22 protein-coding genes and 1 pseudogene are annotated in these 23,832 nt (G+C 64.3%); 14 read left to right on the plus strand and 9 right to left on the minus strand.

Annotation, left to right across the window (positions count from 1 at the left end; all coding sequences use genetic code 11):
- The first annotated feature begins 81 nt into the window (after positions 1 to 81).
- Complete coding sequence (locus tag VLT15_06480; GenBank protein ID HSR44859.1) at positions 82 to 873, plus strand: hypothetical protein; 792 nt, start codon at positions 82 to 84, stop codon at positions 871 to 873.
- A 6-nt stretch (positions 874 to 879) separates the two neighbouring features.
- Here VLT15_06480 and VLT15_06485 read toward each other — a convergent pair whose 3' ends face one another.
- A complete protein-coding gene (locus tag VLT15_06485) occupies positions 880 to 1,281 on the minus strand; it encodes a hypothetical protein (protein HSR44860.1) in 402 nt (133 codons plus the stop codon).
- A 134-nt stretch (positions 1,282 to 1,415) separates the two neighbouring features.
- On the opposite strand from VLT15_06485, the gene VLT15_06490 reads away from it, so the two are divergent.
- A complete protein-coding gene (locus VLT15_06490) occupies positions 1,416 to 2,222 on the plus strand; it encodes a hypothetical protein (GenBank protein HSR44861.1) in 807 nt (268 codons plus the stop codon).
- A gap of 25 nt (positions 2,223 to 2,247) precedes the next feature.
- Here the strand turns inward: VLT15_06490 and hrpB are convergent, their stop codons facing one another.
- Entirely contained in the window at positions 2,248 to 4,704 is a 2,457-nt protein-coding gene (gene hrpB / locus VLT15_06495) for an ATP-dependent helicase HrpB (GenBank protein HSR44862.1), read from the minus strand.
- 24 nt (positions 4,705 to 4,728) lie between these two features.
- Positions 4,729 to 4,941: a hypothetical protein gene (locus VLT15_06500; GenBank protein ID HSR44863.1), complete on the minus strand. Its 213-nt coding sequence runs from the start codon at positions 4,939 to 4,941 to the stop codon at positions 4,729 to 4,731.
- 142 nt (positions 4,942 to 5,083) lie between these two features.
- On the opposite strand from VLT15_06500, the gene VLT15_06505 reads away from it, so the two are divergent.
- Positions 5,084 to 6,337 carry a DEAD/DEAH box helicase gene (locus VLT15_06505; protein ID HSR44864.1) on the plus strand — a complete coding sequence of 418 codons (1,254 nt, stop codon included), beginning with the start codon at positions 5,084 to 5,086 and terminating at the stop codon, positions 6,335 to 6,337.
- 20 nt (positions 6,338 to 6,357) lie between these two features.
- Here VLT15_06505 and VLT15_06510 read toward each other — a convergent pair whose 3' ends face one another.
- Positions 6,358 to 7,488, minus strand: a complete 1,131-nt coding sequence (locus VLT15_06510; protein ID HSR44865.1) for an MFS transporter — start codon at positions 7,486 to 7,488, stop codon at positions 6,358 to 6,360.
- A 75-nt stretch (positions 7,489 to 7,563) separates the two neighbouring features.
- Between VLT15_06510 and VLT15_06515 the strand changes: the two genes are divergently transcribed.
- The gene (locus VLT15_06515) at positions 7,564 to 8,604 is read left to right on the plus strand and encodes an alcohol dehydrogenase catalytic domain-containing protein (protein ID HSR44866.1); all 1,041 of its coding nucleotides are present in this window, start codon (positions 7,564 to 7,566) and stop codon (positions 8,602 to 8,604) included.
- Between the two features lie 74 nt (positions 8,605 to 8,678).
- Here VLT15_06515 and typA read toward each other — a convergent pair whose 3' ends face one another.
- Positions 8,679 to 10,505 (minus strand): translational GTPase TypA, encoded by a 1,827-nt coding sequence (typA, locus tag VLT15_06520; GenBank protein HSR44867.1) that lies wholly within the window; start codon positions 10,503 to 10,505, stop codon positions 8,679 to 8,681.
- Positions 10,506 to 10,567: 62 nt separating this feature from the next.
- On the opposite strand from typA, the gene VLT15_06525 reads away from it, so the two are divergent.
- The 5 genes from VLT15_06525 to VLT15_06545 all read left to right on the plus strand — a co-directional run bounded on the left by VLT15_06525 (position 10,568) and on the right by VLT15_06545 (position 16,459).
- Positions 10,568 to 10,894 (plus strand): cupin domain-containing protein, encoded by a 327-nt coding sequence (locus tag VLT15_06525; protein HSR44868.1) that lies wholly within the window; start codon positions 10,568 to 10,570, stop codon positions 10,892 to 10,894.
- Between the two features lie 105 nt (positions 10,895 to 10,999).
- Positions 11,000 to 11,932, plus strand: coding sequence for a carbon-nitrogen hydrolase family protein (locus VLT15_06530; protein HSR44869.1), 933 nt, complete (start codon positions 11,000 to 11,002; stop codon positions 11,930 to 11,932).
- 10 nt (positions 11,933 to 11,942) lie between these two features.
- Positions 11,943 to 12,797, plus strand: coding sequence for an SDR family NAD(P)-dependent oxidoreductase (locus tag VLT15_06535; GenBank protein HSR44870.1), 855 nt, complete (start codon positions 11,943 to 11,945; stop codon positions 12,795 to 12,797).
- Between the two features lie 126 nt (positions 12,798 to 12,923).
- Entirely contained in the window at positions 12,924 to 14,702 is a 1,779-nt protein-coding gene (locus tag VLT15_06540; GenBank protein HSR44871.1) for an ABC transporter ATP-binding protein, read from the plus strand.
- A complete protein-coding gene (locus VLT15_06545; protein HSR44872.1) occupies positions 14,699 to 16,459 on the plus strand; it encodes an ABC transporter ATP-binding protein in 1,761 nt (586 codons plus the stop codon). The genes VLT15_06540 and VLT15_06545 overlap by 4 nt, the downstream gene beginning before the upstream one ends.
- A gap of 74 nt (positions 16,460 to 16,533) precedes the next feature.
- Here the strand turns inward: VLT15_06545 and VLT15_06550 are convergent, their stop codons facing one another.
- Positions 16,534 to 16,992 carry a GNAT family N-acetyltransferase gene (locus VLT15_06550; GenBank protein ID HSR44873.1) on the minus strand — a complete coding sequence of 153 codons (459 nt, stop codon included), beginning with the start codon at positions 16,990 to 16,992 and terminating at the stop codon, positions 16,534 to 16,536.
- A 279-nt stretch (positions 16,993 to 17,271) separates the two neighbouring features.
- Between VLT15_06550 and VLT15_06555 the strand changes: the two genes are divergently transcribed.
- Both VLT15_06555 and VLT15_06560 read left to right on the plus strand, forming a co-directional pair.
- Positions 17,272 to 17,691 carry an FKBP-type peptidyl-prolyl cis-trans isomerase gene (locus VLT15_06555; GenBank protein ID HSR44874.1) on the plus strand — a complete coding sequence of 140 codons (420 nt, stop codon included), beginning with the start codon at positions 17,272 to 17,274 and terminating at the stop codon, positions 17,689 to 17,691.
- The gene (locus VLT15_06560) at positions 17,691 to 17,972 is read left to right on the plus strand and encodes an RNA-binding protein (GenBank protein HSR44875.1); all 282 of its coding nucleotides are present in this window, start codon (positions 17,691 to 17,693) and stop codon (positions 17,970 to 17,972) included. Before VLT15_06555 ends, VLT15_06560 begins: the two co-directional genes overlap by 1 nt.
- Positions 17,973 to 18,038: 66 nt before the next feature.
- On the opposite strand, the gene VLT15_06565 is transcribed toward VLT15_06560, so the two are convergent.
- Both VLT15_06565 and VLT15_06570 read right to left on the minus strand, forming a co-directional pair.
- Positions 18,039 to 19,040, minus strand: coding sequence for an ABC transporter permease subunit (locus tag VLT15_06565; GenBank protein ID HSR44876.1), 1,002 nt, complete (start codon positions 19,038 to 19,040; stop codon positions 18,039 to 18,041).
- Complete coding sequence (locus tag VLT15_06570) at positions 19,037 to 20,263, minus strand: ABC transporter permease (GenBank protein ID HSR44877.1); 1,227 nt, start codon at positions 20,261 to 20,263, stop codon at positions 19,037 to 19,039. Before VLT15_06570 ends, VLT15_06565 begins: the two co-directional genes overlap by 4 nt.
- Before the next feature lie 409 nt (positions 20,264 to 20,672).
- Between VLT15_06570 and VLT15_06575 the strand changes: the two are divergent.
- Positions 20,673 to 21,257, plus strand: a pseudogene (locus VLT15_06575) (alpha/beta hydrolase).
- A 29-nt stretch (positions 21,258 to 21,286) separates the two neighbouring features.
- Here VLT15_06575 and VLT15_06580 read toward each other — a convergent pair.
- The gene (locus tag VLT15_06580; protein HSR44878.1) at positions 21,287 to 21,976 is read right to left on the minus strand and encodes a LysE family translocator; all 690 of its coding nucleotides are present in this window, start codon (positions 21,974 to 21,976) and stop codon (positions 21,287 to 21,289) included.
- Between the two features lie 68 nt (positions 21,977 to 22,044).
- Between VLT15_06580 and VLT15_06585 the strand changes: the two genes are divergently transcribed.
- Positions 22,045 to 22,665 carry a PQ-loop domain-containing transporter gene (locus VLT15_06585; GenBank protein HSR44879.1) on the plus strand — a complete coding sequence of 207 codons (621 nt, stop codon included), beginning with the start codon at positions 22,045 to 22,047 and terminating at the stop codon, positions 22,663 to 22,665.
- On the plus strand, positions 22,662 to 23,816 hold the full coding sequence (locus tag VLT15_06590; GenBank protein HSR44880.1) for an aminotransferase class I/II-fold pyridoxal phosphate-dependent enzyme: 1,155 nt from the start codon (positions 22,662 to 22,664) through the stop codon (positions 23,814 to 23,816). Before VLT15_06585 ends, VLT15_06590 begins: the two co-directional genes overlap by 4 nt.
- The last annotated feature ends 16 nt before the right edge of the window (positions 23,817 to 23,832 follow it).

Raw genomic sequence — 23,832 nt, forward strand, 5'->3', positions numbered from 1 at the left:
ACGCTCGGCCAATCCCACCCAACAACTCTCAAGGTGGGGCGACCGCCGGCCGAAATCTAAAGGAACCGACGAAGGATTGTGATGCGTCGACTCGTACCCATCGTTGTGCTGGCCCTTCTGATGACCGGCTGCAAAGTCAAGGTCGATCAAGGATTCGAGCTCAACAGCGACGGATCAGGAACGGCCACCGTCGTCTTCGGATTCGACGATGAGCTGACGGAGATGATCGGTTCCTTCTCCCCCGACGACGACCCCTTCGCCCAAATGGCGTCGGATCTGCCGGCCGGTTGGACCTCATCCGATTGGTCGGAAGGTGAGTTCACCGGCCTCGAGACAAGCACGAGCTTTGCAGACCTGGCCGAACTGCGGTCGATCGCCGCACTGGTGTTCAGCGGCGAGGACGGCCTCTTCGACAGCTTTCTACTGGAGGAAACGGGCGAGGGCGGATTCCGCCTCGACGCGAGGATGAGCGGACAGTCGCTCGAGGAAGGCCTTCAGGGAATGGAGGGTTTCGACCTCGGGGGATCCATTGGCGAACTGTCCGAGACTTTCTTCGATGCAAACATAACGGTGAAGTTCCCCGGTGAGGTCGTGAGCCACAATGCCGACGTTCAAGAGTCCGACGGCACGCTCGTGTGGAAGGTTCGACTAGCCGACTCCGGGCGGGCGATCACCGCGGAGTCCGCTCCCGGCGGGGGTTTGCCTCTCGTTCCCATCGCAGCGGGCGGCGCGATCGTGCTGGGGATATTGGCCGTATTCGTCCTGAGAAAACAACGACCCGGTGGGTCCGTGATCGTCAACGACGACGAAAGGTCCGCGGAGCCGATCGGCGAACCGGCAGGCGGACCGATCGACGGCGATCCGTTCGCCTAGCCGGGTTCAAACGAAGCTGAAGGAGCCCACCCATTCACCGTCTTCATAGTCGATTTCAAGGTGATGAGGAATCAACCGTGAAGTGTCGACCACGGGCATGTCGACCACGCATGGCGAACCGTCGCCTTCCTGCGGTGCACAGAGTTCGAAGAGAACGGGACGCACGATGATCGACAGTTTCTCATTGACGACGAGAGCGTCGTCCTCGTCCGTCAGGTCACGGAAATTGACCCGTTTGCGCACGAGGCAGCCGAACAGAATCTCGAGTTCGACCAGCAGCGGCACCCTGCGCCTGATCAGCCGGCTGCCGGCCCTCCCGGACAGATTGACCTCGAGCAGGCGATCGCCGACTACCAGCTGCTGTCTCGAACCGCTGGATACAGAGACTTCACGCAAAACTCCTTGCATACGTTCAATCGTATCTGTCGGTCACCGCTACGGGAGGATCGATGCCAACCGGCAGGCGACTGCACCGCCTATGCTGTCCTGGGGGGCGACGGGGTTTCCTCTCGGTAGAGCGTCTCAGGGTCGAGAGTTGAACAATGCCAACATTTGACGGATCGCTACAGATAGCCGGAGATTCCTCCACGAAGATGCCGGCCGGAATCCGCGTGGACGGCGGCCGCCTGACCATCCTGGCAGGCCCGGCGGACGAGATCGGGAGCTGGAGCCTGACCGGACTGGACATTCACAGGAAGAGCGGAGCGTTCGTCCTCAACGTCGAGGGAGAGCAGCTGATCATCTCCGTCGACGACCCCGACGGCTTCGTGCGCCTTGTTCAAATCAACGACGACGTCCCGGCTGCCGCACCTGCACAGAAGGAGCGGCGTTCGCGCAGGCAGAAGACCGGAAGGCCGGCCAAGGAACCACGGGCAAAGAAGTCTCGGAAACCCAAGGCTCCCGGACCTCCGACGGCCGAGCCGGAGCCGGCTCCGCCCGCCGCGGAACCGAAGCCGGTGCCGTCCTATCTAATCGAGCCGGATCCGGCACCCACCCCTCCCCCGCCACCTGCTGTGGAGGAACGGCAGGCCCCAAAGACCAGAGCAGAGAAGCCGCCGAAGAAGAAGCCGCGTGCACCCAAGCAGACTTCTTTGTTTGCTGCTCTCCCACTCTCGTGGAAGATCGGAGCATTGCTGGTCGTTCTTGCCGTAGTCCTGGGGCTGTTCGCCCCCGGAATACTCACCGCGGTCCTGATGCTGACCGGGATGACGACCCTCTTGCTGGCCGTTGTGGTGGGAACCGACTCAATCGTCGCCGCTCGACTCCCCTCGGCATTGACTCCGACCACCGCACTGGCGGCCGGCGTGATCCTCCTGGTCCTGAGCGCATTGATGATGGTGATCACCTAGTCGCCCGTTGCTCGTCGCGGTCGGATCATCTCTTTGGTGTGGCATTCGCCGGGTCTTGCGGCCAGTCGTGCTTGGGATACCGCCCGGCCATCTCCTTCCTGACTTCCGACCACGACCCCGCCCAGAACCCGCCCAGGTCGGTAGTGATCTGCAGCGGCCTGCCTGCCGGGGAGAGCAACTCCAGAATGACGGGCCGGCGCCCGACCATCGGCGTGGCACTCGAACCGAACATCTCCTGAACCCTCACCGCCACTCGCGGAGCTCCGTCTGCGTAGTCGACACGAGCCTTGCGGCCGCTCGGTAGTGCGATCTCTTTCGGGGCCAGCTGATCGATCTCGCCGGCGAGCGGGTATCCCAACGTGCCTCGCAGTATCGAAGCCAGATCGAGACGGTAGAAGCGATCGAATCCGGTTGGGAGGCCTATGTACGGCAGCAGCCACTCCTCGAGGGTCTCGGCCAGCGCGGCCGTCGACCAGTCGGGCCAGTGATCCCCTTCAGATCCGCGGAGAAACGCCACCCGGTCTCTCAGCCCCTGTGCAGCATCCGTCCAGGGCAGATCCTCGAGGTTGCGATCTCTCAGGCGTGCCAGGACGGCTGCCGTCGCGTCCGGTCCCGGCATGGCCCGCTGTTCGGATTCCTCGAGCACCATCCCACCCAGCCGCACCGTTCGTCGCTGCATCAAACGATCCTCAGTCCACATGAACTCACGACGCTCCTCGACCTCATGCGAGTAGACGTCCACGAGATCGTCGCCGTCGACCGGAGCGGCCAGACGAATGCGGGCGTCCTTGCGCTTGCCGTCCAGATCGGCAGCCACGACGAAACGTTCGCTTGCCAGGGAGTCGGAAGGAGCGATCCACGCCGATGTCCCCGTGCGAAGTTGAAACCGGCCGGGCGAACCACGTTGAACGGCCAGTCGATCGGGAAAGGCCAGGGCGAGAACACGGCCGCAATGATCCGGATCGGCTTCGGACATGTGGATGCCCGCTCTCCGCGCCAGATCGTCTGCGTTGCGTCGCAGCCGTTCCAAGGCCCGTCGATCGAGGTTGGGATGAGACACCGTGGAGCCGACGGCCAGCTCGATACGAACCGCGATGTCGGCCGGTATCTCCTCGGGCGACCCGCGCAAGATGTCTCGATCGTCCACTGCAGCCGCCAGGTAACAGGCCAGGGACTGGTCCTCACCGGAGTCCACCACCATTCGGGCGAGGCGCGGGTGCAGCGGCAGGTTGGCCATCAGGCGGCCCGAGTTGGTCAATCTCCCGGCGGCGTCGACGGCACCGAGCAACTCGAGCAACCGCCTGCCTTCCGTGAACGCTCGTACCGGGGGCCGATCGAGGAACTCGAGTTCCGCCGGATCGGCAGTACCCCAGGCGGCGAGTTCGAGGGCGAGCCCGGCGAGATCTACCTGCGTGATCTCGGGCTCGATGTGGGCCTTACGCGGCCCGTGCTCGACTTTGGACCACAGGCGATAGGCGACACCGGGCTGCGTCCGGCCGGCCCGGCCGGCCCGCTGATCGGCGGATGCTTTGGAGATTGGAATCGTCTTCAACCGGGTCATACCGGTTCTCGAGTCGAACCGGGGCGCCCGCGCCGACCCACCGTCGATCACGATCGTCACCCCTTCGACGGTCAGGCTCGTCTCGGCGATGTCTGTCGACAGAACGACCTTCCTCCGCAGCGAGGGCATGAGCGCGGCGTCCTGCTCCTCGACCGAAAGCGAGCCGTGCAGCCGGTGGACCTCGACATCTGATCCGCCTTCAGCCAGAAGCCGCGCCACACGGTTTATCTCGCCCATTCCCGGCAGGAATACCAGGATGTCCCCCGCCTCGGAGCGCAGAGCCTGACCGACCACGGCGGCGACGTGCGGCTCGAGCCAGGTCCGACGCGGCCGCGGCTCCCAGCGGATGTCGACCGGATGGGAACGCGCCTCGCTGCGGATCACGGGGGCCGCTTCGTCCCGGCCGAGCAAGCCGGCGATTCGATCGGAGTCGATCGTGGCGGACATGACCAGCAAGCGAAGGTCGGGCCGGAACACTCGCCGGGCATCCAGGGTCAGAGCCAGGCCCAGGTCTGTTTGGAGGTTCCTCTCGTGGAACTCATCGAACACGACCATCCCCACACCGGAAAGCTCAGGATCGCGCTGCAGCCTTCTCGTCAGGACTCCCTCGGTTACGACCTCGATGAGCGTCCCCGGCCCGATCCGCCGGTCGGTCCGGGTCACATAACCGACCGTCTCACCGGCTTCCTCTCCGAGCAGAAAGGCCATCCGCCCGGCTGCGGCGCGGGTGGCCAGTCGTCGCGGTTCGAGAACGAGAATCTTCCGACCCGCCAGCCACTGTTCGTCGAGGAGGCGAAGCGGCACGACGGTCGTCTTGCCCGAACCCGGCGGGGCGACGAGCACCGCCTGCCCATGGGCGGCCAGAGCAGAGCGAAGGGGCGGCATCGACGCTTCGACGGGAAGGTTGGTATCGGGGAGCACGCCCGGAGGATAGGTCGTCGTGGCTCAGCGCAGTCCGACGAGCGCCACGAAGACCGGTTCCGTGGTTGGCGGAGGCGACGGCAGGTGGATGACGTCGAAAACCGTGCTCAAGACGGTGAGAGCCAGCAGGGCGAGTGCCACGATGGCCGCCACCACCTGCAGGCGGCGGGTCCGCCGCCTGCGCTCCGCTATGAAGTCGTCGTCGAATAACTCGTACTGATCCAGACCAGATCCCACCTTGTGTTTCCCCATTGTGGTCGATGTCGAAAACCAACCGTTAGGTGCGTTCGACGCTGAGGGCACTAAGGTGGCGTAGCCGGCCCGACGCGCCGGAGGCTCTCCGTGACGGATCGAGCCCCCCTCTAGGAGCCCAGACCCTTTGAACCGCGAACAAGAACACCTAACCACCACCACCACCTTCGCTCAGCTCGGCGTGCCCCGGGACCTGATCGAAGTACTCGACGACCAGGGCATCACTTCGCCTTTCCCCATTCAAGCCCTGTCGATTCCCGATGCGTTGGACGGCCGCGACATCTGCGGCCGGGCGAAAACGGGCTCCGGGAAGACCCTCGCCTTCGGGCTGCCCATCGTCGAACGCCTGCACAAAGCACCCCCTCGCCGACCGATCGCGCTTGTCTTGGTGCCGACGCGGGAGCTCTGTGTACAGGTGAGCGAAGCACTCGAGCCGCTGTGCCGCGCCCGCGGGTTCACACTCCTCTCCGTCTACGGCGGAGTCTCGATGAAACACCAGATCGACACTCTCGCCGAGGGCGTGGAGGTTGTCGTCGCCACTCCCGGCCGGCTCCTCGATCTCGCAGATCGCAGAGCGCTCTCGATCGAGCAGGTGGAGATGGTCGTGATCGACGAGGCCGACCAGATGGCCGACATGGGTTTCCTCCCCCAGGTTCGATACGCGATGCGACAGATCAAGGGCAAACACCAGACTTTCCTCTTCTCAGCAACCCTCGACGGCCCGGTGGGCAATCTGATTTCCAGCTACACCGATGACCCCGTATTCCACGAAGTGACCTCAGACTCGGTCACAGTCGAAACGTCGGAACACCGCTTCCTCGAGGTGCATCACATGGACAAGGCGAAGGTGGCGGCCAGGATCGCTCAGAACGCCGATCGCATGCTGGTGTTCGTGCGAACGAAGCGTGCCTGCGATCAGGTTGCGAGAGATCTGCGCGCCCTGGACACCCATGCCCGTCCCATTCATGGAGACCTACCGCAACCGAAGCGTGAACGGACGCTGGCCGAGTTCGCCAGCGGCAAGAGCCCGGTTCTCGTCGCCACGAACGTGGCCGCCCGCGGACTTCACATCGAGGGAGTCGACATCGTCCTCCACTACGACCCGCCGGAGGACTCACGCACGTACGTCCACCGGTCGGGGCGGACCGCCCGGGCGGGCGAGGAAGGTCTCGTGGTCACAATGGTCGAATGGGACCAGATCGCCATGGTGAAACGAATTCAAGAAGAAGCGGGCCTCGTCCAACCCATAGTCAAGATGTTCTCCAACGACGACCGCCTCGACGACCTGACGGCGTTGAAGCCGCCCCGCCGGGAAGAACCCCCGGCCCCCGTGACTCCCAGGCGGAGCGGGAGGCGCCGACGCAAACAGCGTCTGCTGTAGCGGTCCTTCCCGCACCGGTTCTAGCCCGGCGTGATCCTGGGGTCGGAGGGTGGCAGGCGGTCCCGGCCTTCCTGAATCGCAATTACCGTCAGTCCGGACACAGTCACACCGGCCCCGGCGAGGACCGCCAGCGACCTGAACGCATCGGCATCGGTGAACGCTCCCCCCAGCAGGGGGCCCAGCGAGCGGCCGAGAGCCATCAGACCCTGTGCGTCACCCGCCCTCTCATCGGCGGCGAGGGACCTGGCGGCCAGCATCTGGAGAACGCCGGGCAGGCCCATCCAGAAGGCGAAACCCCACCATGCCATTCCGACGAAGAACCACACGGCGTGACCACCGGCAATCGTCAAAGCCACCGCCGGCCCGGCGCTCGCCAACCACCACCCCGGACGGCGGTGCCTGGCCGCCAGACGGGCTCCGGCCAGACCGGAAGCCGCATTGAGCGAAAAAGCCCAGGATGTGGCCACTGCGCTCATTCCCAGGGTCGCCCTTGCCGCGACGGACGCATAGACGAACAGACTCGAACCGAAGAACGTCAAGAGAAACATCGAGGCCAGCAGCACCCGATTCGAACGCGATCGGCTCACAGCCTGCCTTCGCTTCACGTCGCCGCCGGTCTCGAGCCGGGCCAACGCCCCTGGAATCGATACCAGCGTCAGCATCCCATACACCGCCTGATCGCCCCAGGACGCAATCGATGAGACGAGCGGAGCACCGACCATCGCAACCACGGGTCCCAACGCCGAGACCGCCGTCAGAGCGCGCGGCCGTCGCATTGCATCGGCCCAGGCAATCCAGGTGATCACACCGGCAGCCGCTCCGGCGAGGAATCGCAGAGAGATCAACAGCCAGAACGCTCCGGCGAGAACACTCGCAAGGTTGAGGCCGAGGAACGCCCAGGTACTCCACCGGAGGACCTTCCCCGAAGGGGCGGCGAGCCTCGGCGCGAGAACGTTCACCAGGGCGAAAGCGCCGACCTGGACAACCGAGATTCCACCGGCGATCCCGTCGGAAACGTCGAACCGGTCGGCAATCTCCGGAATCAAGAACGGTGTCGAGCCGAACATGAGCGTCACGGCTGCCAACCCTGCAAGCACGGCCCGGGGCGCATCGGAGCGGATTGAGTAGAGGGAGCGGATCGGGCCGAACATCGCCGCCGATTCTCGCAGGTCGGCCGGGTTCGTTCGGAACTCGGCAGCCAGCGAAACGCAGGTACCCTCCGGCCCATGCGCGGTCTGCTTTTCCGGAGAACAAGGACGATCGAATACCGGGACGACATCCCGGACCCAAGCATCGAACTCCCAACCGACGCGGTCATAGCCGTTACAAGGGCCGGGTTGTGCGGATCGGACCTCCACGCCTACGAGGGCCGGGAGGCGGCGCGCCCCGGCGTCGTACCGGGCCACGAGGCGGTCGGTGAGATCGTCTCGGTCGGGGACCTGGTAGCGCGATTCGCGCCGGGTGACCGGGTCCTGGTCCCTTTCACGACCAGTTGCGGCGAATGCTCGCCGTGCAAGGGCGGCCTTGCCGCCCGCTGTGAGAAAGGACAGTTGTTCGGCTGGGGCGATCCGGTCGAGGCGGCTGCTCCTGCCCTCCAGGGCGGGCAGGCGTCGATGCTGCGCGTTCCGCTGGCCGACGGCACCCTCGTGCGGATCCCCGGAGGGACGACCGACCCCCAGGCGACGCTTCTCACGGACAACCTGCCGACCGGTTGGTTCGCCGCCGAGCGGTCCGACCCAACGGCGGGCGAAGCCGCGCTGGTCGTGGGGCTGGGCTCGGTGGGGCTCTCCGCCGTCGTCTCACTCCGGGCGATGGGAGTCGACCCGGTCTTGGCGGTCGACCCCGTCGAGGACAGGCTCAACCGAGCAGCCGCTCTGGGTGCGACCCCGGTGAGCCCGGACGACCCTGACTTGCCGGCCAGCCTGAACTCGGTTGTCGAGGCAGCCGGCACATCGTCTGCTCAGGCGTTCGCCTTCAGGTCGGTGCGGCCGGGGGGAACCCTGTCGGTGATCGCCGTGCAGACGGACGACCACTTCCCGTTCACCCCGATCGAGGCATACGACCGAAACGTGACGGTCCGTTTCGGAAGAGCCCCGGCGCGGTCCGTCCTCACCCGCCTCCTACCCCTAATCCAAGAGGGGAAACTCAGAATCCCGGATGAATCCATCGTGACCCACCCCACTGTGCCGTTGGCCGAGGGTCCGGAGTTCTACAGACGTTTCGCCGCCAGAGAGCCGGGTCTCGTGAAAGCCCTCTTCATACCCTGAAACCCCGTTTTCGCGCGACATTCTGCCTCTCTGGGTTCCGAATGTCGCGCGAAAAGGGTGTTTGGAGGGGAGAGTCAGCGGCGCTTGGCGGCGAGTTTGCGGTCGCTCTCGGTGAGGTGGCGTTTTCGCACCCGGATCTCTTTGGGTGTGACCTCGACGAGTTCATCCTCGGATATCCACTCGATGGCCGTCTCGAGGGTGTGCCGTCTCGGCGGCTTCAGCTTGATCGCATCGTCGGCGCCCGAGGCGCGCACATTGGTCAGCTGCTTGGCCTTCGCCGGGTTGGCGGGCATTTCTGCCGGTCTCGAGTTCTCGCCGATGATCATGCCCTCGTAGACGTCCTCGCCGGGACCTATGAAGAGGTCCCCACGTTTCTGGAGGTTGTCGAGAGCGAATCCCGTCGATGTGCCGCGCCTGTCCGAAACAATCGCGCCGCCCGACCGCTGAGGCAGTTCCCCGGCCCACGGCATCCACCCGTCGTGGTGCTGGTGCACCAGAGCGGTTCCGCGGGTCGCCGTCATGAGCAAAGACCGAAAGCCGAGGAGACCGCGCGACGGCGCGGTCAACGTGATAATGGTCCTTCCACGATCCCCGGGGCGCATGTCCGTCACCGTCCCCTTCCGGGGTGCGGCCGCCTGGGTAACAGTACCGACGTGCTCATCGGGCACATCGATGACCGCTCGCTCCAGAGGTTCATGGGGCTTGCCGTCGATCTCCCGCAATATCACCTCCGGACGGCTCACCTGCAGCTCGAAGCCCTCCCGTCGCATCGACTCGATCAGAACGGCGAGTTGCAGTTCCCCGCGGCCGGCGACTTCGATGATCTCCGGTGAAGCAGTGGGCCCGATACGAATCGAGACGTTGCCGAGCACCTCCTTCTCCAATCGCTCCCTGATCTGGCGCGAGGTGAGGAGGGTGCCGTCCTTGCCCGCAATCGGCGAAGTATTGACTCCAAAGGTCATCCGCAGGACGGGCTCGTCTACGACCAGCCGGGGCAGAGGCTGCGGATTGTCTGCATCCGCCAGTGTGTCTCCGATCTCCACCTCCGGGAACCCGGCGACCACGAAGAGGTCGCCGGCGGTACGTTCCGAGACTTCAACCCGGTTCAGGCCGACGAAACCCATGAGGTGGGAGAGCTTGCGTTTGAGTGGGGGTTCCTCTTCGCTGGAATGACACAGAACCACCTGGTCTCCGGCCCTCAAGGTCCCCTGCATGACGCGGCCGATGGCCAAACGGCCCAGGTAATCGGACGCATCGAGGCTGGTGACGAGCGCCTGCAACGGCGCATCCGGGTCACCGGCCGCCCCGGGAATCGAATCCACTATGGCGTCGAGAAGCGGCGACAGGTCGTCGTTCTCACTTGGCATGCCCACGCCCACAGTTGCTCTGCCGAACCGGGCTATGGACGAGATGATCGGGAACTCGATGTGGTGATCGTCCGCATCGAGGTCGAAGAAGAGTTGGTAGACCTCATCCGCAACCTCACCGATCCGCGCGTCTGCGCGGTCGACCTTGTTGATCACGACGACTGCAGGCAGATGGGCGGCGAGGGCTTTCGACAGCACGTACCTGGTCTGCGGCATCGGCCCCTCGGCAGCATCGACGAGCAGCAAGACCCCATCGACGAGAGCCAGGGCACGCTCGACCTCGCCACCGAAGTCGGCGTGACCGGGAGTGTCGACGAGGTTGATGCGAACCCCCTTCCACTCGATGGAAGCGGCCTTGGCGAGGATCGTTATCCCCCGTTCGCGCTCCTGATCGTCGGAGTCCATGACTCGATCGACCAAAGCCTCGTGGTCGGCAAACACCCCGGCGGCGCGCAACATGGCATCCACCAGAGTGGTCTTGCCATGGTCGACGTGCGCGATCAACGCGACGTTGCGAAAGGGAGCGACGGACATGAGAGCAACATGGTAGGGATCAAGTCGGACTACCGCCATCCCGGGCGCCGTATGCTCAGCGGATGGACACCCAACCAGCAGCCACCGTAATCGCCGACCTCGCCGCCGAACTGGAGATACCGCAGGACGGAACCCTCAGCCGGGTTCTGTACAAAGACGACAACATCCGCCTCGTGCTGTTCGGTTTCGACACCGACCAGGAACTCACCGAGCACACGGCTTCGATGCCGGCAATCCTGCAGGTGATCAGAGGACGGGCCCGGGTGGGCCTCGACGATCAGGTGACCACCATCGTGCCGGGAGGGTGGGTCCACATGGAGGCTCATCTCCCGCACTCCGTCCTGGCACTCGAACCGACGGTGCTCCTCCTGACCCTTGTTCGCAACTGAGGGCACCGGCCGTCGATCGGCGAAGGGACCGGCTCCCGTTGGACGCGAGAGGACGGACAGAACCCCGACCCTGCCGACGGATCGGTCAGGCGGTATGGTCTCCTCATGCGTATTGCAGCAGCACAGACCGCGCCGGTTTGGGGTGACCCCGAAGCCACCGCCGAACGAGTAATCCAATGGATTCACCGGGCGGCCGAGGACGGTGTCGACCTCGTCGCCTTCGGGGAGACCTTCCTCTCCGGATATCCCTTCTGGGTTGCCCGCACCGACGGTGCTCGCTGGGATGACGACGACCAGAAGTCCGCGTACGCCTTCTACCTCAAAGCCGCGGTCGGAATCGACGGACCCGAACTCCAGGCCGTCTCGAGCGCAGTCGCCGAGACCGGTGTCTTCACCTATCTGGGAGTCACCGAACGCTCGTCCAGTCGGGGAACGATCTACGCGACACTCGTCGGCATCGATCCGTCGAACGGGATCGTATCGGCCCACCGCAAACTGACGCCGACCTACGAGGAACGCCTCGTGTGGGGAACGGGCGACGGCCACGGGCTGCAGGTCCATGATCTCGGTCGCGCCAGGGTCGGCGGCCTCAACTGCTGGGAGAACTGGGTCCCAACGGCGCGCCACGCCCTCTATGCGCAGGGGATGGACCTTCACATCGCCGCCTGGCCCGGCTCGGTCGAGCTGACCGAGGACATCACCCGCTTCATAGCGAAGGAAGGAAGGTGCTTCGTGCTGTCGGCGGGGGCGCTGCTGCGTCCCCAGGACATACCTTCCGACTTTCCACTCCGGGAAGCTGCCCTGGCCGGGGACGGGTCGTATTTCTACAACGGTGGTTCGGCCGTTGCCGGACCGGACGGGAACTGGATCCAGGAACCGGTTGCTGGTGAGGAGAGACTCGTGGTTGCCAACATCGATGTCGCCGCCGTCCGCGGTGAACGACAGAACTTCGACGCGGCCGGCCACTACTTTCGCGGGGATGTTTTCGAGGTCACGATCGATCGCCGTCGCCTCGATCCGGCGACCTTCGCCGACTGAGGGTGAACGTGTGGCTGACTGGAACGTAGCCGGCAAGCACATCCTGATCACGGGGGCCAGCGCCGGAATCGGCAAAGCCACGGCACTGGACCTTGCCCGCCGCGGCGCCATCCTCACCCTGGCGGGTCGATCGGAGTCGAGAACGCGGAAAGTCATCGACGAGATATCCGGAAACGGCGGCTCAGCCGGTTTCCTGCTCGTGGACCTTGCCACCCCCTCGTCCGTGAAGAGGGCGTCCCTGGAGTTCCTCGACCGCGCAGAACCCCTCCACGTGCTCATCAACAACGCCGGAGTCGGTGGGACCAGGGGCATCACAGCCGAAGGATTCGAACTTGCTTTCGCGACCAATCACCTAGGTCACCACCTCCTCACCAGATGGCTGGTGCCCCGTCTCATCGAGTGTTCTCCCGCCAGGTTGATCGTTGTTGCATCCTCGGTGCATCACAACGTCAAGCAGGTGAACTGGAAGAGGATCCGGAAACGGACATCTTCGTTGTTCGGTGTGCCCGAGTACCGGACTTCGAAGCTGGCCAACATCCTGGACGCCCGCCGGTGGGCTCAGCAACTCGAAGGAACCGGCGTCGACGTCCACATCGTCCACCCGGGCCTGGTTGCATCCGAGATCTGGCGGGACCTTCCCCTTCCAATGCGGAAGATGTTCGCCGGGAAGGGTCAGACCACCGAGGATGGGGCGCGTACCCCGATCTGGGCGGCCACGAGCCCCGACCTCGAGGGAGCCAGCGGCGGCTACTACGGCAATCTGACCGAAAAGCGAATCAGCGACCTGGCGGCCGACGCCGACCTGACCGACCTGCTGTGGGAAAGCACCGAGCAGTGGCTGGCCGATTGGCTGCCGCCGGGTTAAATCCGCGGCGCGCCGACTGCTCCTCCGGTAGGTTTCGGTGCTGCCCGCCCACCAACCGGTCCGGCGACCCGGGACCCCTTCCCTCGGAGGGCCTCTCGCGTGACAAAGGGTCGATGGAGACACGAAGTGACCGCACCCAACTACCGACGGACCCTGGTCCGCTACCTCCGGCCCCAAGCAGGGCGGGTCGGCCTGCTCAGCGCGGCATTGTTGAGCTCCATCGGCCTTCAAATCGCCGTACCGCTGATTCTCCGGCGTTTCATCGACTCAGCGCTATCGGGCGCTGCAATCGCCGGTCTCATGGGCGCCGGACTCGCTTATCTGGTGGCCGGAGTTGTCAACCAGTTTCTGTCTGCCGGAGCCACTTACCTCGGCGCCGACATCGGATGGACCGCCACGAACGCTCTTCGAGAAGACCTGACCGAGCACCTGCTCGGACTCGACATGGGTTATCACAACGACACCACACCCGGTGAGATGATCGAACGGATCGACGGCGACGTCACGGCCGTCTCGAACTTCCTCTCCAGATTCGTGGTCCGCCTCCTGGGCAGCGGTCTGTTGTTGATCGGTGTGCTGGTCGTGTCCTGGGTGACCGACTGGCGGATCGGCCTCTCCATCTCCGCATATGTTGCGGCCGTTCTCACCCTGATTCTGCGGATACGTCACCTGGCGGTGGAGGCATCAGAAGAGGAGCGTGCAGTCTCCGCGCGGTTGTACGGTTTCATCGAAGAGCGGCTCGCCGGAATCGACGACATCCGCGCCAACGGCGCCGGTCGGTTCATGATGCTTCGGTTCGTGGGCGTGATGCGCGACTTCTACTACAGAACGAACGCGGCCTGGAGGAAACGAACGGTCTTCTGGGTGGCCTCGAACATCGCCTTCTGGTCGGGAGACGCGGTAGCGCTGGCCGTCGGCGTGTGGCTGGTCGTCCGCGGAGAGATCACTATCGGTACGGCCTATCTGATAGTCCAGTACGTTCAGCTCGTCCGAACGCCGATAGAACAAGTAGCCCAGGAGTTTCAAGATCTCCAGAAGGCGGCAGGTGGCATCATTCGAATCGATGCGCTGCACGATCTAACCACCAATCTGGACGAGTCGGGGACGGCCGTGCTGCCGGAGGGTCCCCTATCGATCTCCTTCCGCGACGTCACCTTCGCCTACGAGCGCCGGCCCGTCCTGCGGGGCGTGTCTTTCGAACTCGAGGAAGGAAAGGTCCTCGGCCTCCTCGGACGGACGGGCGGGGGGAAGACCACGATCACAAGGCTCATCTCACGCCTCTACGACCCGACCGAGGGAACCGTTGCGCTGTCCGGAGTCGAGCTTGGCTCTGTCTCCCCTGCGTCACTCAGGAGCAGGGTCGGTGTCGTCACCCAGGATGTTCAACTCTTCCGGGCGTCGGTCAGAGAAAACCTGACATTCTTCGACCATGCCCGGCCGGACCAAGAAATTCTCTCGACCCTCCGGTCGGCCGGGCTCGGCGAATGGATTGAGACCCTGGGGCTCGACACCGTGCTGGGAGCCGGAGGAGCGGGCCTCTCGGCCGGCGAGTCACAGCTGCTGGCCTTCGCCCGCGTTTTCCTCCAGAACCCCGGCCTCGTCATACTCGACGAACCATCGTCGCGTCTCGACCCCGCCACCGAGTCGATGCTCTCGCTGGCGACCGAACGGCTCTTCCGGGGCAGAACCGTGGTGATCGTCGCCCACCGCCTCGACACTGTCCAACGGGCGGACGAAATCATGGTGGTCGACGACGGCGTCATCGTCGAGCACGACCTGCGCGTGACCCTGGCAGCCGATCCGGCCAGCCGGTACGCAGAGCTGCTGGCCGCCGGCGAGCGAAGCGACATGCTCGGCCGGGGAGCCAGCTGGAGGAGCCGGTCGCAACCGGAGGGTGCCCGATGAGCACTCTTCGTCTCGCCTGGGAGATGATCCGCTACAGGCCCTTCCTGTTCATGCTCAGCGCCTCTCTCTGGACGATCGTCCACTCGCTGCCGATCGTTTTCGGTTTGCTGATCGGCCAGGTCTTCGACCGGCTGGCGGGGCTCGGTCCGGCGGGTTCGAGTCCGTGGACTCCCGTGATCGTCTTCAGCGCGCTGGCGCTCGGTCGCAACGGTGTGCTCTGGTTCGGAGACATCGCCTGGATTTCCTACTGGAACGACCAGGCCCTGCAGTTGCGGCGAAACCTGCTGCGCTGGCTGCTGGAGGCACCCGGATCGCGGACAATCGAAGTCGACCCCTCGCAAGCCGTTTCGACGTTCCGTGACGATGTCGAGGATCTCTTGGAATACGTGGAGAACTTCGTCGACATGGGCGGCCTGCTCGTCTTCGGCGTCGGCTCTGTGTTCGTCATGGCCCAAATCGACGCCGGGTTGACCGGGATCATCCTGATCCCGCTGCTGCTGACCGCCGCCTTGACCCAGTCGCTCAGTCCGCAGATAAGGAGCCGGCGCCGGGCTATGCGCACCGCGACGGAGAACGTGACGGGGTTCGTCGGCGAGACGTTCGGTGCCGTGCAGGCGGTCAAACTGGCACACGCCGAAGAAGCACTGCTCGGCGAGTTCCGGAAGCTCAACGAGACCCGGCGAACGGCCGCCTTGCGAGACACGTTCCTGACGGAACTGCTCCGATCGATCAACTTCAACATGGCTACCGTCGGAACTGCGCTCGTGCTGATCGTCGCCGCCGGCGCGATAAGGGATGGAAGCTTCACGGTCGGCGACCTGGCGGTGTTCTTGACCTACCTCCCCCGGCTCACCGGTTACACGGCTTTCGCCGGCGACATCATTGCGCAGTACCGCAGAACCGGAGTCGCCTTCGAGCGGATAAGACGCCTGGCGGTCGATGCCCCCGATCATGCTCTGATGGACAGGACCCGGGTCCCGCTCTCGGGCGACCTTCCTGATCTGCCGCCGGTCCCGCCGGGGCCCTCCGACCGGCTCCAGCGTCTGTCGGTTCGGGACCTGACCTTCCGATATCCGGACTCTGAGGACGGCATCACCCAAGTCTCGTTCGATCTCGAGCGCAACAGCTTCACTGTGATCACCGGCAAGATCGGCTCCGGAAAGACGAGCTTGCTGAGGGCACTGCTTGGACTGGTCCCATTCGAAGGTTCGATTTCGTGGAACGGTGAGCAGATCTCCGACCCGGCCTCCTTCTTGATACCGCCTCGATCGGCCTACACGCCGCAGGTTCCGAGATTGTTCTCCGACACACTGGCGAACAACATCGCGCTGGGGCAGCACATAACTCGCGAGCGTCTCAGGGAGGCGGTGGCGCTGGCTGTGCTGGATGCCGACCTCGAACGACTGGAAGACGGGTTGAAGACGGTGGTCGGCGCCCGGGGCGTGAAACTGTCCGGAGGCCAACTCCAGCGATCGGCCGCAGCACGGATGTTCGCCACCGAAGCCGAACTCCTGGTTTTCGACGACTTGTCATCAGCTCTCGACCTCCACACGGAGGCCGAGCTGTGGACACGGCTCTTCGAGGAACGAGAGGTGACCTGCCTGGTGGTATCACACCGCCGGGTGGCTCTCAGTCGGGCCGACCAGATCCTGCTGATGGACGGCGGAATGATTGTGGACCGCGGGCCGCTGGACGAGCTGCTCGAACGGTCTCAGATCATGCGCGATCTGTGGGTGGAAGCCGACGAAGAGGAGTAGCCGGGCGATCCAGAGGTTTTCTCGGCAATACTGTCAATCCCCACGCGCAACAGTATTGCCGAGAAAATGAGCTCTCACAGTGTGAGGCGCATCACCCACTCACCGTCGTGCTCTTCGTCCGTGTCGACGAACCCGAGCCGGGCGTAGAAATCCCTGGGGCCGCCTTCGGCACGCACATAGCTCAGGACCAGCTCCTCCGCGTTCGGCTGCCGTCGCACGAAGTCGATGACCTGCTCCATCGCCCGATGGCCGAAACCGAGACCCTGGTATCGATGGTCGATCATGTACCGCCACAAGTAATACTCCGGCTTCTCGGGCTGAAGTGAAAGCATCACGAAACCGACCGGAGTGTCATCGGCATAGATGCCCCGGAACCAGGCGTCTTTGGCAAAGTGGGCCTCCGCGATCGACACCGAGTTCGGAGCGACAAAAGACTCCTGCTCGGAAGACACCGAGAGTTTCAGGATCGGACGGAGAGTCTCTTCGGTGATCTCCCGCAGACTCACAACACTGCCCTTAGTTGGGTCGGTCACCGGCACTCCTGGTCTTCTCGGCAATACTGATGATCCCCACGCGCAACAGTATTGCTGAGAAAATCGTCTTCCGATCGGATCGACGCCGCCCTGTGGAAACCACCCCAGTTCGCGCGCTAGAGTCTCTCGCGGCAGTTGCACGAAACTGCGACTCCAGTGTCTCTTTTCCGTTCTTGGCGATCGGGTTTGGGGCCTGAAGCCAGACCTGTGCCGCATGTCACGACCGGTCTTGCCGGATGGCGTGCAGTGTGGGGACGAGAAGCGAGAAAGGAGCACCCGATGCCGGTTTCCGGCGACCGGGTCACGGTTCACTACACCGGAACACTCGACGATGGGTCGGAGTTCGACTCGTCGCGAGACCGGGATCCCCTCGAGTTCGAGGTGGGTGCCGGTCAGGTGATTCCGGGTTTTGACCAGGCCGTTGAAGCTCTTTCCGTTGGCGAGTCGTCCACATTCCGCCTCGAACCGGGCGAAGCGTATGGAGATATGCGAGATGATCTCGTATTCGACGTACCGCTCGCCAACGCCCCCGACGGCCTCACCGTCGGCGACTCGGTGCAGCTGGCCACCGGGCAGCCGGCAACGGTGATCGCCGTCTCGGCCGAAACGGTGAAAGTCGATGCCAATCATCCGCTTGCCGGTCAGGCGCTCACCTTCGCGGTCGAGCTAGTGTCGGTTGTCTCAGAAGGAAATCGGTAATGAACATCTACGTAGGCAATTTGCCCTATTCATACACGTCGTCGGATCTCGAGAATCTCTTCACCCCCTACGGAGAGGTCACCTCGGCACAGGTCATCATGGATCGCGCCACCGGCCGGTCCCGCGGCTTCGGCTTCATCGAGATGGCCGACGACGCAGCGGGTCGTGAGGCTATCGAGAAGCTCGACGGCTACGACCTCGACGGCCGCCGGCTCACAGTCAACGAGGCTCGGCCCCGGCAAGAGCGTCGTGGCGGCGGAGGCGGTGGAGGCCGCTACTAGGAATACCGACTAGTCACCATACCGCTGCGCGGCCACCCTTCGGGGTGGCCGCAGCGCGTCCGGCCTTCAGTCCGTCGCCCGGGCGATATCCCTGAAGCCCAGACCGACCAGATAGAAAGCAGCGGAGAACAGGCTGATTGCCATCGCGGCCGCGATTATTGCCTCCCACGGGATCCCGGCCCGATTGGCCGGGGGCAGCGAGAGAGCGAAGAAGATGATCGTTCCCCAGTTGAGCCGCGTATCGCTGAAGCCGAGAAACGACACGAATCCATCGGCGACGATCGCCCCGCTGGCCCCGATCAGCATGTAGAGGGCGGCCACCGGCACGAGATGCGGGAGCAGGTGCTTCAGGATGATCTGCTTCGCCCCCGCGCCGGCCACGCGGGTGGCATCGATGAACGGCCTGCTCAAGATGGTGAGGGCCTGGCTGCGCAGCACAATCGCCGCGCCGGAAGCCCCCGACACCACGCCGTAGACCACGCCGAAAGCCAAAGGATTCAGTGAGTCCCTCAATGGGCCCGCACCCAGGATCACCATCAGAAGGGGCGCCGGGAGGAGTTGCAGCGTGTCGGATACCTCGGTCATCAGCATGTCGGTTGCCCCCCGCCGGTAGGCGGAGATCGTCGCGACGGCCAGACCGACGATGGCAGTGGTGACCGCCGCCGCCAGGCCCACGACGAAACTGGGCGTGCTGGCTGCCAGCACCATCGACAGCACATCCCGGCCGAGGTTGTCGACACCCAAAGGATGCCTGATCGTGAACGGCTCGGGGAGCGTCACCTCCGAAACCGTGTCCCCCACCACTACGAATGGGTTGACCATGCGGGCCCGCATCAGCTGAATCTGCGTGGCGTCGTCCGTCAGTTCCTCCACGACCGTCTTCTCGATGATGATGTCGTCGTGGCCGAATATCGGGTCGTATGTGGCTCTGTTCCAGACCGTGGCCATGAGGATGGGATGGGCGATTGCTGCCACCGCGTAGAGGATGATGAGGAACACCCCGAACATCGCGAGCTTGTTCGACCGGAATCTCCCGAGAGCCAGCCGCCACCAGGATCGCCGCCTCATATCGCCATCTCCGTTGGTCGATCAGTCTGGCCGTAGCGAGTGCGCGGATCGAGCATGGCGTGCAGCACGTCGAGGACGATGCGCGCCCCGACCGAGATCAACCCTATGAATAGGAGCCCGCCCACGACGAGCGGGTAATCCCTGGCCTGAAGTGATGCAAACAGCACCGAACTCAGTCCCGGGAAGTTGATCGAGGCACCGTAATGAGTAGGCACCGAAAAGGCATACTCGACGATCACCAGACCCGACAGGACGAAGGGCAGCGACACGACGAACCGGCTCAACGCCGGCAGGAGGGCAACGCGTGCGGCATGCCGATCGCGCACTTGCTTCTCCGACATCCCGATGGCGCGGGCCGTGTGGATGTATTCCTCCTGAGAGACTCCATCCATCGCTGCTTCGACAACCAGGATGATCTCACCGACCGTCAGGATCGCGACTGCCATGAGCGGCAGGGACAACAAGAAGAGGATGTCCAGAGCTTTGGCCCGTTCACCGAGATACTGCCAGAAAGCGAAGTTGAGGCCGACCCACGAAATGAACAGAAACCAACCGGGAATCCTCTTTCGGAACAAACGGCGAAACGGTTTCTGAATGGTCAGAATCACAATCCCCGTGACGATGAAGGCGATCGACATCTGCCAGAGCAGGGGCTCACCGCTGGTCGGCAGGATCATGAATGCCCTGCCCACCCGGAACCCTCCCTGGTCGACGTTTTCGAGGGTGGTCATCGCGCTCCGCCCATCGAGGCCGGCGAGTCTGATCCACGCAATAGCGAGCAAGAATGCAAGGAACGGCGGAAAGAGGGTGTGGGTCGTGACTGCGCCGAGGCGAATGATCCCCTTGAGGCGTCGGCTCTTCGACCAGCCGACGACCTTGCCCAGCCAGTGCCCGGAGAGAAACGCCAGCGTGACCGAGAGCGTAAAGATGAGGAGGCTCCACGGGAGCAGCGTGGCCATGAGGTCGAGGATCGGTCGACCGTCTGTGGTCTCTCCGAATCTCCCCTGAACGAAGCTTCCCATGAATCGCCACCACTGCTCGAATACCGAACGGTCGAGACCCAGCTCGGCCTGCATGGCCGCCCGGCGCTCACCGAGGCCCGGCATGAAGTTGTTGGTGAAGTCACCGGGCATCATCACTTTGGCGACGAAAAACACAAGGCTCGCGAAGAAGAACAACGTGATGATCGAGGAGATGATTCGCCGGACCAGGAAGCGCCCCATAGTCACGTGAGGCTAGCGCTCCGAACCCGCCGGCCTGCTGCCCCTGCTATCTCAACGTCGACGGTGCACGAAGGCGTATTGTCCGGATATGGAGAGAATCAAACTGATCCTCCGGCTTCTATCTGCCGTCCTCATGGCAGTTGTCGTCCGGACCATCCGCCGGATGATCCGTGGACCATTCGTTGAGACCTGGTCATGGTCCGTCGAACTGACCGTTGTCGCAGCACGCGCCTTCGTCCGGGCCAGTGCCCGCAACGGCGATCGGGCCGACCGACGCGCCCTCGAGGCCGCCTTCAATCCACGGCTCCCGAGGGCTCTCCGCGATGTGATCTCGGTTCGAGACGGCACCGTCGGAGGAATCGATGGCGAGTGGCACGAACGTCGGGGCAATCTGCATGATCGGGCAACGATGCTCTATCTGCACGGCGGCGCCTACATCTCGGGCAATCCAGCCACCCATCGACGATTCGCCGCTCAACTCACCTGGGCAACCCACACGCGGACGTTCGTCGCCGCCTACCGGATTGCCCCTGCCGACCCCTTCCCGGCCGCAGTCGATGATGCGTTGGCCGCCTACGAGGGACTGCTCGACGAGGGCGCCGATCCAGAGGAGATAATCGTGGCCGGCGACTCGGCCGGAGGGGGTTTGACTGCTGCGCTGCTACTCCGTCTGCGCGACGAGGGCAAGCAGCTGCCGGCCGGTTCGATCCTCTTCTCCCCGTACACCGACCTGGAGCACCGGGGTGGGAGCATCCGGCGCAACTCGCAAACCGACTACCTGCCCCTCGGCGAAGCAGGCGCCAATACTTACTATCTCGGATCAGCCGACCCTCACCATCCGTACGCCTCTCCTATCTACGGCGACTTCGCCGGAATCCCCCCGATGCTCATCTTCGCCGGTGGGCGAGAGATGATCCTGGATGACTCCATTCGGCTGACCGAAGCCGCCCGCCGGACGGGGGCACAGGTCGACCTGGTCGTAGAGGAAGACATGTTCCATGTGTGGCCCGCGCTGCTCCCAAATCATCCGGCGACCAAGCGCACGCTGGCGAGGTCGGCCGAGTTCATCATGGAGCTGAGGGACGAACCGTCCGAGCCGCCAAAGGCGGCCAGAACCCCGAGACCGAGGAGCGTGCCGCCGCCGACGTAACGCTGAAGCCGTCCGACCCATGCCCTGCGCCGCATGGCGGTGCCGAGCGTTCCTGCCAGCACTGCGTAGACCGCATCGCTGATCAGGCCCATCAGCACAAAGAGGAACCCGAGAGCCAACACTTGCGCCGTGATCGAACCGGTGTCCGGTGAAACGAACTGGGGCAGGAAAGCGAAGAAGAACAAGGCAATCTTCGGGTTGAGTACGTTCACCATGACCCCTTGGGTGAACACCCTGCGCAGGACGGTTGGTTCCGCTTCCGCGCCCGTCACCGCACCACCCCCCGCCAGTCGGCGGATCCCGAGGTAGATCAGATAGGCGGCGCCGACGTATTTCACCACTCGAAACGCCGTCGCCGACGACATGAGCAGAGCAGAGACTCCAAGCGCGGCCGCAACGACATGGAACAGAGATCCGAGCGCGACACCGGCCACGGATACCAGTCCCGCCGTTCGACCTTGGTCGAGGCTCCTGGCGACTATGTAGAGGACCGCCGGCCCGGGTGCCACGAGCAGCGCGATCGAGGCGACTACGAACAGGCCGAGGTTCACGGCGTCAAACATTCCGGGGACGATACCCGGAGTCCAATCCGGAGGCGGGCGCCCTACGGCGGTTGCCTACACTGCCGGCGATGCTCATCGCCGACTCCGCCGCCGTCATCGCGACCGTTCTGGCGGTGATAACGCTCATTCCGCAGATCACGAAGCTGCGGCGCACGCGCAACGCGGAAGGGGTATCGGCGACGTGGGCGGCCTTCGGAACCGTCTCCAACGGGGCGTGGGCCACCTACCTCGCTTCCCAGTCCCTCTGGCTGGCGCTGCCCTCCACCTCCGTCATGGCGATCTTCTACCTCGTCACCCTCCTACTCATCGGCCGGACCGGCAGATCCATACTGCGCGCCATCTCGCTCGGCAGCTTGTGGGCACTGGCATTGGCGGCCGCCGGACTGGTCGGCGGATGGCAGGGCCTTGGACTAGTCCTCGGAGTCTCGTTCGGCGTCCAGGCGACACCGTCTATTTGGACCGCGTTCAACACCCGGGCTCCCCGGGGGATCAGCTCAGGCACCTGGCAGCTCATCCTCATCGAGGGCGTCCTGTGGGGTGTATACGGAGTCGGCTATTCCGACCGTGCGGTCGTCCTTTACGGGATTCTGTCCACCATCGCCTCGGCGTTGATGCTCGGCCGTTACTACGGGACCCGGCATCGCTGGCTCGACCCCACCAGGCCGCCGTCGGTACCCTCTTCGACATGAAGGTTGCTCGCCGCTCAGATGTTGCCCCTTTCTACGTGATGGAGGTCATGAAGGCTGCCGCCCGCCGTGAACTCGCCGGAGGCGAGGTCCTTCACCTCGAAGTCGGCCAGCCGTCCACCCCGGCACCGGAGGGCGCTCTCTCAGCCGCCGAGGCGGCACTGCGCTCGACGCGACTGGGGTATTCCGACGCCCACGGTGTACCCGAGCTCCGTGCGCGAATAGCCGACCACTACCTCGAGCGGTACGGCATCGGTATCGACATCGAACGCATCGCAGTGACCGTAGGTGCATCCGGCGGCTTCGTACTGGCCCTGCTGGCAGCTTTCGACGAGGGGGACCGGGTTGCGATGACGTCGCCCGGCTATTCGGCCTATCGGAACATCATGCACGCTCTCGGGGTCGAGGTGGTCGAGCTTCCGGTCGGGCCCGACACCCGCTTCAACCCGACGCCGGATCGTCTCGAGGGCCTCCTCCCACTCGACGGAATCGTGACGGCCTCACCATCGAACCCGACCGGGACGATCCTCACCGGTGACGAACTATCGGGTCTCTCCAGGTTCTGCGAAGAGCACGGCATCCGCATGATCGCCGACGAGATCTACCACGGAATCACCTACGGGGAGGAACCCGCCGAGACGGCCGTCGCCCACGCAGATTCCGCAGTCGTCGTGCAGAGCTTCTCGAAGTACTTCTCGATGACGGGCTGGCGGCTGGGCTGGCTCGTGCTTCCCCCAGAGCTGATCCGTCCGGTGGAGCGCCTCGCCCAGAACCTCTTCATCTCGCCTCCGACGCTGTCGCAGCTGGCCGGAATAGCAGCCTTCGACTGCTCCGAGGAGCTCGACGCCAACGTGGCCCGGTACGCGGAGAACCGGCGAATCCTCATAGACGGACTGGCCAAGGCAGGTATCGACCGTATCGCCCCGGCCGATGGCGCCTTCTATGTGTACGCCGATGTATCCCACCTCACCGACGATTCGCAAGCACTCAGCCGCCGCTGGCTGGATGAGATCGGCGTCGCCGCGACCTCAGGGATCGACTTCGATCCGGCCGACGGCCACCGTTTCATCCGGTTCTCCTATGCGGAGTCGACTGCCGACATCGCGGAGGCCGCCGCACGCCTGGTTGAGTGGGCCGAGCACCGGGAGCCTTGAGTCGCCGAACTCGGCC

It is taken from the genome of Acidimicrobiia bacterium (genome assembly GCA_035471805.1).
Classification (GTDB): Bacteria; Actinomycetota; Acidimicrobiia; order Spongiisociales; family JAHEDJ01; genus JAHEDJ01.